Source organism: Clostridium porci, from assembly GCF_009696375.1.
Taxonomy (GTDB): domain Bacteria; phylum Bacillota; class Clostridia; order Lachnospirales; family Lachnospiraceae; genus Enterocloster; species Enterocloster porci.
The window spans coordinates 95,427-108,337 of record NZ_VUMD01000002.1 but is presented as its reverse complement, the minus strand read 5'-3'; the positions used below and the strand labels follow the sequence as shown (position 1 = coordinate 108,337).

18 protein-coding genes and 4 pseudogenes are annotated in these 12,911 nt (G+C 45.9%); 14 read left to right on the top strand and 8 right to left on the bottom strand.

The window, feature by feature from the left end:
• Window positions 1–84: 84 nt before the first annotated feature.
• Window positions 85–810 carry a helix-hairpin-helix domain-containing protein gene (locus tag FYJ39_RS02750; protein ID WP_154470930.1) on the bottom strand — a complete coding sequence of 242 codons (726 nt, stop codon included), beginning with the start codon at window positions 808–810 and terminating at the stop codon, window positions 85–87.
• Window positions 811–908: 98 nt separating this feature from the next.
• Window positions 909–1,334 carry a DMT family transporter gene (locus tag FYJ39_RS02745; protein ID WP_154470929.1) on the bottom strand — a complete coding sequence of 142 codons (426 nt, stop codon included), beginning with the start codon at window positions 1,332–1,334 and terminating at the stop codon, window positions 909–911.
• Window positions 1,335–1,481: 147 nt separating this feature from the next.
• Between FYJ39_RS02745 and FYJ39_RS02740 the strand changes: the two genes are divergently transcribed.
• The gene (locus tag FYJ39_RS02740; RefSeq protein WP_154470928.1) at window positions 1,482–2,264 is read left to right on the top strand and encodes a TMEM164 family acyltransferase; all 783 of its coding nucleotides are present in this window, start codon (window positions 1,482–1,484) and stop codon (window positions 2,262–2,264) included.
• Here FYJ39_RS02740 and FYJ39_RS02735 read toward each other — a convergent pair.
• Window positions 2,244–2,789 (bottom strand): DUF5662 family protein, encoded by a 546-nt coding sequence (locus tag FYJ39_RS02735; protein ID WP_154470927.1) that lies wholly within the window; start codon window positions 2,787–2,789, stop codon window positions 2,244–2,246. The two genes, FYJ39_RS02740 and FYJ39_RS02735, sit on opposite strands and share 21 nt — an antisense overlap.
• 327 nt (window positions 2,790–3,116) lie before the next feature.
• Here FYJ39_RS02735 and FYJ39_RS02730 point away from each other — a divergent pair, with 327 nt between their 5' ends.
• Window positions 3,117–3,314, top strand: a complete 198-nt coding sequence (locus FYJ39_RS02730; protein WP_054347109.1) for a cold shock domain-containing protein — start codon at window positions 3,117–3,119, stop codon at window positions 3,312–3,314.
• Window positions 3,315–3,464: 150 nt separating this feature from the next.
• Here FYJ39_RS02730 and hslO read toward each other — a convergent pair whose 3' ends face one another.
• The 3 genes from hslO to FYJ39_RS02715 all read right to left on the bottom strand — a co-directional run bounded on the left by hslO (window position 3,465) and on the right by FYJ39_RS02715 (window position 5,736).
• On the bottom strand, window positions 3,465–4,343 hold the full coding sequence (hslO, locus tag FYJ39_RS02725) for an Hsp33 family molecular chaperone HslO (RefSeq protein ID WP_154470926.1): 879 nt from the start codon (window positions 4,341–4,343) through the stop codon (window positions 3,465–3,467).
• Window positions 4,344–4,367: 24 nt separating this feature from the next.
• Entirely contained in the window at window positions 4,368–5,147 is a 780-nt protein-coding gene (locus FYJ39_RS02720) for a class I SAM-dependent DNA methyltransferase (RefSeq protein WP_456236678.1), read from the bottom strand.
• Between the two features lie 76 nt (window positions 5,148–5,223).
• Window positions 5,224–5,736 carry an SEC-C metal-binding domain-containing protein gene (locus FYJ39_RS02715; protein ID WP_154470925.1) on the bottom strand — a complete coding sequence of 171 codons (513 nt, stop codon included), beginning with the start codon at window positions 5,734–5,736 and terminating at the stop codon, window positions 5,224–5,226.
• Between the two features lie 263 nt (window positions 5,737–5,999).
• Between FYJ39_RS02715 and FYJ39_RS02710 the strand changes: the two genes are divergently transcribed.
• Complete coding sequence (locus FYJ39_RS02710; protein ID WP_154470924.1) at window positions 6,000–6,170, top strand: DUF1540 domain-containing protein; 171 nt, start codon at window positions 6,000–6,002, stop codon at window positions 6,168–6,170.
• 116 nt (window positions 6,171–6,286) lie between these two features.
• On the opposite strand, the pseudogene FYJ39_RS02705 reads toward FYJ39_RS02710, so the two are convergent.
• A pseudogene (locus FYJ39_RS02705) lies at window positions 6,287–6,538 on the bottom strand (ABC transporter ATP-binding protein); the annotation flags it as partial.
• Window positions 6,539–6,702: 164 nt separating this feature from the next.
• Here FYJ39_RS02705 and FYJ39_RS02700 point away from each other — a divergent pair.
• The 11 genes and pseudogenes from FYJ39_RS02700 to FYJ39_RS02655 all read left to right on the top strand — a co-directional run bounded on the left by FYJ39_RS02700 (window position 6,703) and on the right by FYJ39_RS02655 (window position 12,353).
• Window positions 6,703–7,811: pseudogene (locus tag FYJ39_RS02700) on the top strand (DUF6017 domain-containing protein).
• Window positions 7,812–7,828: 17 nt separating this feature from the next.
• Window positions 7,829–7,912: pseudogene (locus tag FYJ39_RS21315) on the top strand (DUF5348 domain-containing protein); the annotation flags it as partial.
• Between the two features lie 58 nt (window positions 7,913–7,970).
• A pseudogene (locus FYJ39_RS02695) lies at window positions 7,971–8,153 on the top strand (PcfB family protein); the annotation flags it as partial.
• A 212-nt stretch (window positions 8,154–8,365) separates the two neighbouring features.
• Window positions 8,366–8,527, top strand: a complete 162-nt coding sequence (locus FYJ39_RS21650; protein WP_456236677.1) for a DeoR family transcriptional regulator — start codon at window positions 8,366–8,368, stop codon at window positions 8,525–8,527.
• Complete coding sequence (locus FYJ39_RS02685) at window positions 8,520–8,819, top strand: DUF3847 domain-containing protein (RefSeq protein WP_154470923.1); 300 nt, start codon at window positions 8,520–8,522, stop codon at window positions 8,817–8,819. Before FYJ39_RS21650 ends, FYJ39_RS02685 begins: the two co-directional genes overlap by 8 nt.
• A gap of 66 nt (window positions 8,820–8,885) precedes the next feature.
• On the top strand, window positions 8,886–9,059 hold the full coding sequence (locus FYJ39_RS02680; RefSeq protein WP_154470922.1) for a hypothetical protein: 174 nt from the start codon (window positions 8,886–8,888) through the stop codon (window positions 9,057–9,059).
• 51 nt (window positions 9,060–9,110) lie between these two features.
• A complete protein-coding gene (locus FYJ39_RS02675) occupies window positions 9,111–9,521 on the top strand; it encodes an ester cyclase (RefSeq protein WP_154470921.1) in 411 nt (136 codons plus the stop codon).
• Between the two features lie 30 nt (window positions 9,522–9,551).
• Window positions 9,552–10,313 carry a class I SAM-dependent methyltransferase gene (locus tag FYJ39_RS02670; RefSeq protein ID WP_154470920.1) on the top strand — a complete coding sequence of 254 codons (762 nt, stop codon included), beginning with the start codon at window positions 9,552–9,554 and terminating at the stop codon, window positions 10,311–10,313.
• Between the two features lie 53 nt (window positions 10,314–10,366).
• On the top strand, window positions 10,367–10,627 hold the full coding sequence (locus FYJ39_RS20420) for a hypothetical protein (RefSeq protein ID WP_195840360.1): 261 nt from the start codon (window positions 10,367–10,369) through the stop codon (window positions 10,625–10,627).
• Between the two features lie 56 nt (window positions 10,628–10,683).
• Entirely contained in the window at window positions 10,684–11,532 is an 849-nt protein-coding gene (locus FYJ39_RS02660; RefSeq protein WP_154470918.1) for a MerR family transcriptional regulator, read from the top strand.
• 353 nt (window positions 11,533–11,885) lie between these two features.
• Complete coding sequence (locus FYJ39_RS02655) at window positions 11,886–12,353, top strand: AraC family transcriptional regulator (RefSeq protein ID WP_235919724.1); 468 nt, start codon at window positions 11,886–11,888, stop codon at window positions 12,351–12,353.
• Window positions 12,354–12,562: 209 nt separating this feature from the next.
• Here the strand turns inward: FYJ39_RS02655 and FYJ39_RS02650 are convergent, their stop codons facing one another.
• Complete coding sequence (locus FYJ39_RS02650; RefSeq protein WP_235919723.1) at window positions 12,563–12,793, bottom strand: DUF4318 domain-containing protein; 231 nt, start codon at window positions 12,791–12,793, stop codon at window positions 12,563–12,565.
• Window positions 12,794–12,911 lie beyond the last annotated feature (118 nt).

Sequence of the window (12,911 nt, the reverse complement as noted above, 5' to 3'; positions counted from 1 at the left end):
CCCCTTATCTATCAATGAGAGTGTCTCAAAAGCCATTCTGATTTCAAAAATTATAACACGACTTTTGGACACCCTCCTGTCAATTTATACTGTTATACTGTCCTTAATCTTTTCAAAAGCTGCTTCCTTGATTCCCGGTACATTCATAATATCCTCTATTGCTCCAAAGCCTCCAAACCTGTCCCGATACCGGATAATATCCTCTGCTCTGGACTGACCGATTCCTTTAAGGCTCATAAGCTCCTCTCTTGAGGCAGTGTTTAGGTTGACCTTCACACTGTCCTTTCCTGAATCGCTGTCCCCGCCCAAAGCTGCACCTGCCCTTTGGCCCTGACTCTGCCACATCTCTGCCTGTTCCCTGGTAGGCACCTCCAGCTTCATACCGTCCTGTACCTCCTGGGCCAGATTCAGATAATCCCTGGCTGCCGCCTGGGCAAACCCTCCTGCTGCCTCTACCGCTTCGTAAGTCCGGCTGCCAGCCGGAAGCTCATACACGCCCGGTTCCTTTACCTGCCCGCAGACATGAACGTATACCGACTGGGCTGTGGGCTTGTCAGCTCCTGCTGCCGTACCAATGGTTACACTCGATTCTGCGAACTCTCCGTCTATAGGCTCCTTCATGGCTTCCTTCTTCTGTTTTGCTCCGTCTAATGCCTCCCAATCAGAAGCTTCTGCCTCCTTAAGATCCATCACAGACTCTTTCTGAGTTCCGAATGGCCCGCAACCGCTGCAGCTATAGCATATGCCTGCAGCCAACATACATATGGCTATCCCTGCCGGCTTGAAGCGTTTGAATGAATTAAGTCTCATCTTCAATGGTATCCCTCCTTTTTAAGAGAGCGCCATCTCAGCCTGATGCTATTATTCTAACTAAAATGGTATATAAATACAAGCTTTATTTCCAATTTTTATCTTTCAAAAACAATAATTCCACCGATAGCAATGACAGCTCCTATTAGCTTATTCCATGCAAAGGGAGCCTTTTCAACACCGAACAGGCCAAACAGCTCAATTCCATATGCTACAATGATCTGGGAAATTACAATCAGAAGCGCTGTCTGAGCCGGTCCCAAAGCCGCCATACTTCGAATAACCGTATAGGTAATCAAGGCTCCCATAATTCCTCCCAGCAGAACATATCTGGGCGTTACTTCCATCAGCCCTCCTACAGGCGACCTTCCTGTAAACAGCCAGATCAGAACACAGGTTAAAAACGCAGTCAGCTGTACCCAGCCAGCTGACACCCACACGCTGGTCTGCTTCGTTACCTCTGTGTTAAATACTCCCTGCAAGCTCATCAATGCGCCTGACACCAACGCAATTATAAATCCCATATATCGTATTTCCGCCTTTCCATCCTTCTTCCTTTCCTTTTAGCTTTCCCTGGGATTCATTTTTTATTCTCCTTGGGCAAGCCAGCCGGAAGAAGTTGAAAGGCCTCTGCATATGATATATAATCAATCTGTCAGGAGGCACAGATAATGGAAGGAATTTTGCAATATTTTTTTAAAGCTTCTGCATGGCCTATGGAAGCTCCCAGACCCTATTCGGGTTTTCATATGCTTTTTGGAGCTTCCGGTATTGTGGCCGCTGGCTTACTGGCCTGCAAGCTGGCCAAAAGGCCGGCTTCCCATGTGCTTTTCATCTCCGGCCTGGTACTGGCAGCCATCGAGCTTTATAAGCAGGGTTTTCTGTATTATGCTGTTAACAGCCAGACCTATGACTGGTGGTATTTTCCCTTTCAGCTTTGCAGCGTACCCATGTATCTCGGAATCCTTTACCCGGCCATCCAAAAACAGGCGCCCAAAGCTGCCGCAATTATGGGAACGTTTATACAGGACTTTGCCCTGTTGGGGGGCTTCATGGCTCTGGCAGAACCCAGCGGCCTTATGCATCCCTACTGGGTTCTGACTCTTCATGGATTCATCTGGCATTTTATTCTGATATGTATGGGACTTTACTGCGCCCTCTCAGGCACAGGCAGTCGAAAAGCAGGAGCTTTTGTGTCTACCCTTCCTCTGCTCCTTGGCTGCTCTCTCATTGCTACCTTGATTAACGTAGCCTCTCATCCTTACGGAAATGCCGACATGTTCTATATCAGCCCTTACTACCCAAATGAACAGATAGTATTTCATGAGATAGCGCTTACCATCGGCATCCTTCCAGGCAATCTTTTATACCTGTCCTCCGTGGCTCTGGGAGGATGGATCTTCCATATGGCCTGCCGGCTGCTTACCGTACAATCAATAGACGCCCCTTTTTAACAGCTCCCGAAGAAAACCGTAGGTGGCCTCCTCCCCATCCTCCTTAAGCATGATCAGCAGCTTCTCAAGAAGCGCCCTTGTCTCAGGATGAATGGTTATATACCTTTTCGTATGCTCATAATACTCCAGCGGCGAGGCGCTGGTATAATTCTTTCCTTTATATACCTCACAAGCGGCAATCCGGTCACAGATCATCTCCGCTACATATTTAAGAGGCATTTTATTGCCCACCAGCCCCTCCTCCTTGTTATTAGACACATCAATCCAGTATTCATAGTGATGCTTGTTCCGTCCCTTATGATGCAGCCAGGCACAGGAAAAGCCTACAATCTCCCGTTCCGCCGCATTGGGGCTTCTGGTACCCTGGTAATATCGAACTCCAGTCCAAAATTCCTCCGGGCTGTATTTTGACAGATCATGAGTAAGTCCCTGCCAGTATAATCCGAGTCTGAAGCAATGCTTCCTGACTAAGTGCCTGTGCTTTGTAATGGTATAGAAATGCCTCCATATATTGCAAATCTTCATTTATTATATCCCTTCTTTTCAGAGCATGTTTGCCGCAAATATACCCCATCCCAATGTAACGGGCCAGGTCCGGTTTCAGGAGCGGCTCAGGCTGTAGCCCACCGGACGGTCTTCATATAATCCTGCGATATTATATCATGAAATTTACGCTTTGCCCCTTATTTTTCTACATTTTAATCTTTTAACAATCGCTTCTGCGGTCTGAGCAAATTGTTTATGCTTTATGACCAAAAACGTTTGACACTTTTCAACATTTATGATATTCTTAGGACAGTTGCGAAATAGTTTGCAACCAGAGAACATTTTTATATTTTTGGAGGTATCGTAATGAAAGGTACAGTTAAGTGGTTCAACAACCAGAAAGGTTACGGATTTATTTCCGATGAGCAGGGCAACGATGTTTTCGTACACTACTCAGGCCTGAACATGGAAGGCTTCAAGTCCTTAGATGAGGGCGCAGAGGTTGAGTTCGACGTAGTGAACGGAGCTAAGGGACCTCAGGCTACAAACGTAACCAGACTTTAATCAATGAACAACAGTGTACCTTTTTCAAACATATATCATAACTGATAGAACGTTGAAGTAAGTTATATCTGATTTCAAATGATTACAAAAGAGCCAGTCTCAGGACTGGCTTTATTGTCGTTCATCCCTAAAGCATAAGCCCCTGCTGGACTATCTGGCCTTCTCCAAAAGCGTCTTCAGCTCATCTACGGAAAATCCATAATTCTTGTTACAGAAATGACAGTTTACCTCTATGGTCTTTCCTTCATCAATCATCTCCTGAAGCTCCCTTTTTCCAACACTGATAAGGGCCTTCTCCACCCGCTCCTTTGTACAGCCACAGGTAAAGCTGGCCGGAATCCTGTCATTTATCTCCAGGCCAAACTCACCCAGAATATATTCCAGTATCTTTTCCGGTGAGTTTCCCGCATCCAGCAGCGTTGTAATGGAGGTAATCTCCTCAAGCTTCTTCTCCAGCCGGCTGATAATGTCCTCAGAGGCTCCCGGCATCAGCTGAAGCATGAATCCCCCTGCCTGGCGCACCGTATTGTCCCTATTCATAAGCACTCCAAGGGCTACGGAGGAGGGTGTCTGCTCAGAGGAGGCGTAATAATAGGTAAGATCCTCTGCTATCTCTCCTGTCACCAGCATCGTCTGACCTGTGTAGGGCTCCTTTAGACCGATATCCTTAATAACGCTCAGCACACCCACTCCAATAGCGCCGCCTACATCCAGCTTTCCTTTATCGTTGGGGGGGAGCATCACCATTGGGTTAAAGACATATCCCTTTACATTTCCATGGGCATCTGCCGTCACCGTCAGCCCCTGCATCGGACCGTCTCCTTGTATTTTCAGAGTGAGCAAATCCTCTTCCCCCTTCATTTCATAGCCCATCATAGCGCCTGCCGTGAGCAGCCGGCCCAAGGCTGCTGTTGCCACCGGACTGGTATTGTGGGCCTTTCTGGCCTCCTCCGTCAACTCTCTGGTGGTAGCTGCAAAGGCGCGGATCTCTCCCTGGGCTGCCGTTGCCCGTATTACATAATCTGCCATCTCCATCACTCCTTGTCTTTATTCTTAATCTGCCGCCTTTCCCTGTTCCCGGCAAACCACATAGATACGCTCGCTGTCTGGTCTCACGGGATAATGAGAACAGGCATCGTATGCAGCTACAAATTCCATACCGCCTTCCAGGACTGCCGCCTTCACCGTCTCCAAGCTGTAGGCTCTCTGATAGTGGGTCTCCTCAAACTTCCGGTACAGCTCTCCCTCACGGATGAACAGAATCAAATCATATTCATTTATTCTTTCTTCTTGGTCATAGAAATTATTCCATATAAAGCTGCTCTCTTTCCGATCCTCCGCAAAGGTATTGTCTGCCAGCAATTCCTTATATTTATATTCTGTATTCAAATCAAAAATAAATACTCCTCCTGGGTCCAGATAATTATTCACCAGGCGGAAAACCTGCACCAAATCTTTATATTCCAGAAGATAGTTCATGGAATCACAGATGCTCACCACTGCTCTTACTGTACCGTAAAGCTCAAATTCCCGCATATCCTGCATCAGATACAGAATGTCCTCCTCCATCCCTTGACCCTTATCCATCGCGATCTGGAGCATTTCCCCGGAGTTATCCACCCCTATCATATCATACCCGGATCGGGCCAAAAGTCTGGTAAGGCTTCCTGTGCCGCAGCCCAAGTCCAGCACCAGGCCATCCTTTACTCCCTGCTCTCTTAACAAGCCGGTAAGGTAGACGCACCACTCCTGATAGGGTACATTGTCCTGAAACAGATCGTATACTTGCGCAAAACTGGTATAGGCTTCCATAGGAGCCACCATCCCTTTCATACATACTGCAAAAGCGCCTGCCCGGATATTCTCCGGGCAGGCGGCATCCTCCTGTGCGGCCTATGCTTATGCCAGCTTACTTCATATTCCTGCCACAGCATTTTTTGTATTTCTTACCGCTTCCGCATGGACAGGGATCGTTGGGGAATACCTTCTTTTCCTTGCGGATAGTGCCGGAAGCCTTCTGGGTCTTATAAAGCTCTCTGCGCCTCTCCTCTGTAAGGATGCTGTCCCACATAGGGAGCTGATACAGCCAGTCAGCCTTTGCCTCCACCATATTGTAGTAAAGCTTCTCCGGGTCAATCTCTATCTTAACCAGGGTATCCTCCTCCATGGTGTCAATTGGGTTTTCATAGCCCTTTAAGCTCTCATTAATACCGTCCAGGAAGCCAGTCATAATCAAAAGCTCAGTACCATAGGTTTCAGCCAGCTCCTTAACAGTTCCTGTAATCACCTGGGTTGGATTGGATAAAATCTGCTCGTAGATTCCCTTTTCAATCTGAAAATATCCAGCCCAAAGTTCTTCTCTCTTTTTATCATCCAGGCCGTCCCCATAAGCCAGATTTCTCCATGTCTCTAATAATGCCATTGTAACATCCATCCTTTTTGTATTATTTATGTTCATGCTCGCGCCATGACCTATATATGCAAAACCCTGTGCAGCCTGTCCATGGGCACCCATGCTTTTTAGTATATAACAAAACAGGAGATTTTTCAAATATATTTTCATTTCTGGCGTAAATATGAAATTACAGAAGAACAGTCTGGAGAAACCAAGGTACAAAACGTATGCTTTACTAATTTTGGTTTATACTAAGCAGGAATCAATTAATCATTTCAAGGAGGTTTACCATGAAAGTAGACGGCAAAAATGAAAGCATTCAATGTACCATCAAAAACTGCACCTACCATGCACAGGAAGAAAATTACTGCACTCTGGACAGAATCCTGGTTGGAACACACGAGGCAAATCCTACTAAGAAGGAATGTACAGACTGCGAGTCTTTTGTAAACAGGGCTTAGTAATCTCAGAAGGACTGTCCTGAAAAGGACATTCAGAGAAGTTTCACAGGGTTCCAGGTGTTTTAAAAACCGCCTGGAACCCTGTTTTTTGTTTGAGAGAGGATGGCATGTTTTCCTTACGCTAATGTCCAGTTCTGACTTTCCGTCTGCAGCTTTACCATATGAGAGTAAATTCCCTTTTTCGCAAGCAGCTTATCAGGAGCTCCGTCTTCTGCCACCATGCTTCCATCCAGCACAACAATCCGGTCCGCACCGGCTACTGTGCGCATACGGTGGGCAATTACCAGCACAGTCTTTTCTTTAATCAGACGAGAAAGGGCAGCCTGAATTAAGGTTTCATTCTCCACATCCAGAGAAGCGGTGGCCTCATGTTTATATACACACCACTAGAAAACCCCATGAATACTGGGTTTTCACCCACAAACAAAAATAGATATAACCCTATAACCACGCAGAAAACGCCTTATGACAGCCCTCGGCCAGTCAAAAGGCGTTTTTTGTTTCCTAGTAACAGAAAAGGGGGCGACCGCCTATGTACTTTACATCCAGCAGCGACCGGGCCTTTGAACAGCTCATGCAGACAAGGCCGGGGGCAGACCATTTTGACAACGGCGAGACGGTCACGCCGGAGGACTGCGGCACTTGCCGATTTGACCGCCCACACTGGAAGTATCAGTTTTGCGTCTACGCAGAATGTCCTTACCAGCCGGGCAGGCTCACCGTCCTTGACACGGTGAAATTTCAAGTGAAAGGAGTGGACGACGAGATGGCAGTGTTTCGTGTGGAGAAGAACCGTGGTTACACGGTGATGTCCAACCATCACCTGCGAAATCAGAACTTATCCCTGAAAGCCAAGGGCTTGTTATCGCAAATGCTTTCCTTGCCGGAGGATTGGGACTTTACACTGAAAGGCTTATCCCGGAGCAACCGGGAGCAGATCGACGCCATCCGGGCGGCTGTCCGGGAGCTGGAACAGGCGGGCTACATCATGCGTTCCCGTGCGCGTGACGGACAAGGCCGCCTGCGCGGGGCGGATTACATCATTTACGAACAGCCCCAGCCTGTACCGGATTCACCTACATTGGAAAATCCAACATTGGATAATCCAACGCAGGAAAAACCAACGCAATTAAATAAAGATAGATCAAGTAAAGAGAAATCAAATACAGATGGACGAATTACCGATTCCATTCCTATTCCTTCCCCTCCCTCTCCCTTGGGGGAAGCAGCGGCTGCGCCGCCGGAACGGAAAGGAACGGGGACGCAGTCACAGAGCGCCGTAGCGGTTTATCGGGAAATCATCAAGGACAACATCGAGTATGAACACCTTTGCCAGCACACCAAGGTGATTGACCGGGAACTACTGGACGAGATCGTGGACTTGCTGGTGGAAACCGTATGCAGCGCCCAAACGACCATCCGCATTGCCGGGGATGATTACCCCGCTGACCTGGTGAAGTCCAAGCTGATGAAGCTGAACAGCTCCCACATGGAGTTTGTCTTTGACTGTATCAGCAAAAACACAACGGAAATCCGAAATATCAAGAAATACCTGCTGGCGGTTTTATTAACTCCCCCAGCACCATCAACGGCTATTACACGGCCCTGGTGGCCCACGATATGAACACCGGCAAAATCTGAAAAAGGAGGACATCCCTATGAAACAGGGAACCTTGATTTTTGACGAGCAGGCAGACCGCTATGACATCCGTTTTGACCTTGCGGACTACTACGGCGGCCTGCGGGTGCGGATTTAAGCCGTGCCGCCTGCCTGCTTTGACTTCCAAGGAGGGATAGCAGTTGCAGGAAGAAATCGAACAGAAAACCATCGCGTTAGCGGTTAAGACGGGTAAGCTCACCGCCCAAATGCTGCAAGCAGCCATCCAAACATATCTGGCCGCCCGGCAGAAAGGGACAGGAAAGGCACATTACGGAAAACATAGCTTACGGCAGCTCAAAAAGGACGGTTCCGCCCTGTCTAACAACAAGCCGAGCGAAAGGAGAAAACAGACTAAATGGAATTTGAATTTATGACCGCAGACACCGTTCTGCCGCCCTGTATGCCACTTCCCACCGCCATGCTGCGGCTGCCAATCAGCAGCACCGCAAAGGTCATGTATGCCCGCCTACTGGACGCCACCCTTGCGTGAGGTTCGGAGGATACCAACGGGATACTGTTTGTCCGTTTCCCCATTGTGGAGCTGGCAGCGGCATTGTCCCGCAGCTCCGTGACTGTCAAGCGTTCTTTGAAAGAATTGGAGGACGCCGGGCTGATCCTGCGGGTGCGCCGGGGTGTGGAAGAACCGAACCGCATTTACACGCTGCTCCCCAAGAAGGAGGGCTACCGTGATGAATGAAAAGCTGGAAAAACTTAATCGAGAGCTTGCCAAAGGCGAAGCCAGACTGCGGCGGGCGCAGCACGAAGAAAAGATACTGGAACACCAGATGAAGCAGCTTACCCGGAAGGAACGGACGCACCGGCTCTGTACCAGAGGGGCCATGCTGGAAAGTTTCCTGACAAGGCCGGAAGTGCTGACGGACGATGATGTGATGGACATTCTGAAACAGGCATTTTCAAAAACTGGCGTGATAGAAGCTGTTGCGGAAAGCGTGAAACGGAGGGTAGCCGGGAAATCCCTTATGGAGTAAGGACGTAACTATACACCGGTCAAGCCGGTGCGTTGCGCCCTGCCGGGGGCTTCCTGCGGAAAGCGGATGATTGCCAGCACCATTGCGGCTGCTTCCAATCATCACAGGGGACGCTACGCTTCCCCTGCGCTGGCTACCGCCAGCTACCCCTTTGTGGACTTGCCGCCCGGAAACACCTTGCGTTGCAAGCTGTTTTCGGCCAACAAGTTTTACAGAAGCCAGCTATATTTTTCTGGCTGAATGAGGTATAATAAAATTAATGATAAATCGGAATTTATTTAAAGGTGCACCATGAACAATAAAGAGATTATAAAATACTTTTATGAGGTGGTTGTTTCGGAAAACTTGCTTGATGAGCTTCCGCAATATATTTCAAAGGATTGCGTGCAAAGGGTCGGTGAAAACGAGATTTTTATCGGCATAGACGGAATGAGGCAACACCTTGTGGCTGTCAAAAAAACATATCCCGACTACACGATGGATATTATCCGCCAATTTGAGGACGGCGAGACCATTATTTCGGAATTTATTATGAGAGGAACGCACAAAGGCGAGTTCATTGGAATAACGCCGACGAATAAGGTTCTAGAAATGACTGGTGTAGATATTGACAAAGTTGTGAACGGAAAAATCGTTGAACACGGTGGTGCAGTAAACACCTTTGATGCTTTTGGGGAAAACGGTTTGATTAAGCCAGTATAAATGAAAAATTTTAATTTGGAGGAGATAGAAATGGAAACTAAACACCCATCTATGTTAGACTTGTTGCTTGAAACACATATTGGATTGGAACGCCAGGGCCCCGGAAGTTCCGAAGCCATTGAACAGGCTCTTGGATTTCTTAAACCACTAAATAAGTTTTCACGAATTGCAGATTTAGGATGTGGAACTGGGGGACAGACTATTCATTTAGCGCAGCATCTACCCGGTGCAATTACTGGTCTGGATATGTTCGCTGACTTTATAGAGAAATTGAATGAAAATGCAAAAAGCATGAATTTGGGAAATCGAGTAACGGGCATTGTTGGCTCTATGGAGGACTTGCCATTTCAAAAAAATTCTTTGGACTTAATTTGGTCAGAGGGTGCGATTGACAATATTGGTTTTGAAAAGGGAATTTCCCATTGGCATGACTTTCTAAAAAAAGGAGGATTTATCGCGGTAACATGTCCGTCTTGGCTTACTAAAGAACGCCCTGCCATCGTTGAACAGTTTTGGTACGAGGCAGGGAGCCGATTGGATTGCGTTAGTAATAATATAGAAATTATGCAGAGATGTGGTTATCAGTTTATTGCGTCCTTTACTTTGCCGGAAGAATGCTGGACAGAGAACTATTTTATTCCCCGCGAAGCGGCAATTAACAGGCTATTAGAAAAATATGCTGGTAATGAGACTATGATTGAGTATGCAGCACAAAACCGATATGAAACAGAGCTTTATTCAAAGTTCAATCAGTATTATGGGTATGTATTTTATATTGGCAGAGCTATATAATTCCCATTTATCGAGCTATCCATCATCGGGCCACCCTGACCCGAACTTTTAAAATGAATACCAGCGACGCCACCTTGGCAGGAAATCAAAAACGGTTTCCTGCTTTTTCTTTGTCCGGATGCCGGGAGAAGGAAGGAAGCTACACTACCCCTGCGTTGGCTGACGCCAGCTACCCCTTTGTGGACTTGCCGCCCAGAAACACCTTGCGTTGCAAGCTGTTCCCGTCCGGCAAGTTTTATATTAGCCTGCGCTGTTTCTTCCGAAGCGGACAAAAAAATGATATACTCAAACTAAAATTTGAAATTACCTATTGACTCTCACGGAGCGTCATAGACTAAAGTGAATATATCAGGAACGGGAGGTCACAGCTATGAGGACAGTAAAGGAAATATCAGATTTAACAGGTATCAGCGTGCGCACGCTTCATTATTATGATGAAATCGGATTATTGAAGCCGACAGAAAAAAGTGAAGCGGGATACCGGCTTTATGACGATGAAGCCCTGAAAACATTGCAACAAATTTTGTTTTTCCGTGAATTTGATATTCCTTTAAAAAAAATCAATGCTGTTATGAACAATCCGGCTCTTGACAGAAATCAGATTTTGCAAATGCAGCGTAAAATGCTTGTTGCAAAGAAAGAACGTATGGAACGTCTGATTTCCAGTATTGATGACATTCTGAAAGGAGAAAATAAAATGGATTTTGCAATTTTCAGTAAAACAGAAATTGAAGAAATGTTTCAAACTATGTTTGACAACATGCCAGACAACATGAGAGATCTTGCTGTTAAAGAATTTGGAAGCGTTGAAGAATGGAAAAAGCATTATATGGAAGTGGTTTCCTCAGAAGAAATGCAGAAAGGCTACGCAAAGGTTGTTGAGTGGTATGGCGGGAAAGATAACTTCTTGTCTGTCGCCAATAATCCTGTCAGTACAGAAGTTGCAGAAAGTTACAATAAGCGAATGGAAGCGATTTTGCAAAAACTTATTGCCAAGAGAGGATGTGATGTAGACGCCTTTGAAGTTAAAGAAGTGGTTGGAGAATTTGGCTTTGTTATGAAGCAGTTTACACAGGTAAAGAATGAAGAAGGACTTATGCTGGCACATGCGCAATACTATCGCAATGAAAAAATCAGACCTATGATAGATGAAAAATATGGCGAAGGAGCTTCTGAGTTTTTTGCACAGGCAATAGAGGCCTTCTATAAACACAAATAATTCAGAAATTTAATTGGATACCAGCCGCCCACCGGCGGCGCCACCTTGGCAGGAAATCAAAAACGGTTTCCTGCTTTTTCTTTGTCCGGATGCCGGGAGAAGGAAGGGAGCTACACTACCCCTGTGTTGGCTGATGCCAGCTACCCCTTTGTGGACTTGCCTCCCGGAAACCCTTGCGGCTGCAAACTGTTCCCGTCCAGCAAGTTTACAATTCATCTCCCCCATAGTGGACGGTCATAGTATAATAGAGTCAGCGACAAATACCCATTTAAAAAACTCCTTGAAAATCATTTTAATTGGGGTTACGATTTGTTTGGACATCGATGTACTTTATAAGATTGGAGAAAACAATTTTGAAATTCTATATTAGCACTATGCAAGAAAGAATACCATCCTCTAAGGTTATTTATATGAGAAGAACTGGTGAGTATGGCGTTGAAAATTACAAACTGATGGATACTTTTAAGAAATGGATGAAAGAGAACAATTTATACGATGAGGATACAGTAATTTATGCAATACCTATGGATAACCCTGAAATAGTAAAGCCTTGCCAGTGCCGTTATGATGTTTGTATCAATCAACCCCAAAATCACACCTTTGAACTAAATCAAGTGCAGAGAAGAGAATTGGAGGGCGGTAATTATTTAACTTTTCTAATTCCCCACACAACAAATGCAGTCAAAACCGCATGGAAAATGTGTTTTTCTGAATTGGAGAAATTAGGATATTTGTTAGATAAAAGTAGGCCTGTAATGGAGCGTTATAGAAAAACTCTTGTAGACAGGCATTATTGTGAATTGTGTATACCTATTCTATAATTTGAATTTGAACTATTATCTTGAGTAGGGCTTTGCAAATCCTAAGTTGTTAGACCATCTTCATCATCGGGCCAGCCTGACCCGAACGTTCAAAACTAAATACTGGCCGCCCACCGGCGGCCGGTATTCAATTCACGAATTCAAATCGGGATATTCCAAAGTCATGCAGATTGACATATCGGATTAATTATCAACAGAATTTTAGGGATTTACTTTTCTCTGCACTTAATTCCGTAATTGCCACGGCTTCCGCTTTCATAGCCCCTATATATTTCATAGAGCTTGCCGTTTATTGCAACTTCGTCATCACCATTAAAAGAGTACGAATAACCGTTTTCTTCACAATACTTGGAAATTGCTTGGTGCGCTTTTGCCACAGTAGGATAGGTATCACTCTCGTCATATGGAACCCAAAAAGCTTTTTTGAGCATACTAAGCATTAATATCACTCCTTCCTGAACGTATCTCGATTCGTTATTATTGATATTATACCATTTCTGTTGTTTATTTTGAATAGCTAAACTGTAAATTTCTGAGTAGCGATGTCCGCCGCAGACG

What these genes read in the sequence shown, in the direction of transcription:
- FYJ39_RS02715 (WP_154470925.1), bottom strand. Translation starts at nt 5,736, where the DNA reads ATGGCATTATTAGAGACATGGAGAAATCTGGCTTATGGGGACGGCCTG.
- FYJ39_RS02720 (WP_456236678.1), bottom strand. Translation starts at nt 5,147, where the DNA reads ATGAAAGGGATGGTGGCTCCTATGGAAGCCTATACCAGTTTTGCGCAA.
- FYJ39_RS02730 (WP_054347109.1), top strand. Translation starts at nt 3,117, where the DNA reads ATGAAAGGTACAGTTAAGTGGTTCAACAACCAGAAAGGTTACGGATTT.
- FYJ39_RS02745 (WP_154470929.1), bottom strand. Translation starts at nt 1,334, where the DNA reads ATGGGATTTATAATTGCGTTGGTGTCAGGCGCATTGATGAGCTTGCAG.
- FYJ39_RS02710 (WP_154470924.1), top strand. Translation starts at nt 6,000, where the DNA reads ATGAAAGTAGACGGCAAAAATGAAAGCATTCAATGTACCATCAAAAAC.
- FYJ39_RS02740 (WP_154470928.1), top strand. Translation starts at nt 1,482, where the DNA reads ATGGAAGGAATTTTGCAATATTTTTTTAAAGCTTCTGCATGGCCTATG.
- FYJ39_RS02685 (WP_154470923.1), top strand. Translation starts at nt 8,520, where the DNA reads ATGAATGAAAAGCTGGAAAAACTTAATCGAGAGCTTGCCAAAGGCGAA.
- FYJ39_RS20420 (WP_195840360.1), top strand. Translation starts at nt 10,367, where the DNA reads ATGAATACCAGCGACGCCACCTTGGCAGGAAATCAAAAACGGTTTCCT.
- FYJ39_RS02735 (WP_154470927.1), bottom strand. Translation starts at nt 2,789, where the DNA reads ATGAAGATTTGCAATATATGGAGGCATTTCTATACCATTACAAAGCAC.
- FYJ39_RS02750 (WP_154470930.1), bottom strand. Translation starts at nt 810, where the DNA reads ATGAGACTTAATTCATTCAAACGCTTCAAGCCGGCAGGGATAGCCATA.
- hslO (WP_154470926.1), bottom strand. Translation starts at nt 4,343, where the DNA reads ATGGCAGATTATGTAATACGGGCAACGGCAGCCCAGGGAGAGATCCGC.
- FYJ39_RS02650 (WP_235919723.1), bottom strand. Translation starts at nt 12,793, where the DNA reads ATGCTTAGTATGCTCAAAAAAGCTTTTTGGGTTCCATATGACGAGAGT.
- FYJ39_RS02670 (WP_154470920.1), top strand. Translation starts at nt 9,552, where the DNA reads ATGGAAACTAAACACCCATCTATGTTAGACTTGTTGCTTGAAACACAT.
- FYJ39_RS02675 (WP_154470921.1), top strand. Translation starts at nt 9,111, where the DNA reads ATGAACAATAAAGAGATTATAAAATACTTTTATGAGGTGGTTGTTTCG.
- FYJ39_RS02660 (WP_154470918.1), top strand. Translation starts at nt 10,684, where the DNA reads ATGAGGACAGTAAAGGAAATATCAGATTTAACAGGTATCAGCGTGCGC.
- FYJ39_RS02680 (WP_154470922.1), top strand. Translation starts at nt 8,886, where the DNA reads ATGATTGCCAGCACCATTGCGGCTGCTTCCAATCATCACAGGGGACGC.